The 493-nt window shown below is 68.4% G+C and carries 1 protein-coding gene; it reads right to left on the minus strand.

Features of this window, described 5'->3' with window-relative positions; genetic code table 11:
• A partial coding sequence (locus tag EN935_RS39850) for a LysR substrate-binding domain-containing protein (protein WP_245489197.1) occupies window positions 1-493 on the minus strand: 493 nt, incomplete at both ends.

Genomic DNA, 493 nt, shown 5'->3' on the forward strand with positions numbered 1-493 from the left:
GCCACCCCCGCCCCCGCCGCAACCGCTGCCCAGATGCCGCCAAGGCTCGGGCTGGAAAAGGCCATCCGCCACGACAGGCCGGCGCGGTCGAGCGTTTCGGTTGCCACCGTGCGCAACAGGCATGGCGCTTCGAGCGCCACCAGCGGCAGTGGCTCACTGTGGCGCAGGCTGGTCTCGATGCGCCTGGTCGGGCCGATCCAGCGCATCTGCACATCGGCGACGTGCTCGCTGTAAGGCAGCGTCTCGCCGCAGTGCCAGGCGAGCGCGATGTCGAGACTGCCTGACACGATTCGCTCGGCGAGTTCATGGCTGCGCGCGATCCTGGCTTCGATCTTGACCTTGGGATGCGCCCGGGCGAAGCGGCCGAGCACGTCCGGCAGCACCGCCTCGCCGAAATCCTCCTGCAGGCCGAGCCTTACCCAGCCCTCAAGCTCGACGTCATGGATGGCGGATGCCGCCTCGTCATTCAGTTCGATCAGCCGGCGTGCATAGC

This window comes from Mesorhizobium sp. M7D.F.Ca.US.004.03.1.1, from assembly GCF_003998635.1.
Classification (GTDB): domain Bacteria; phylum Pseudomonadota; class Alphaproteobacteria; order Rhizobiales; family Rhizobiaceae; genus Mesorhizobium; species Mesorhizobium loti.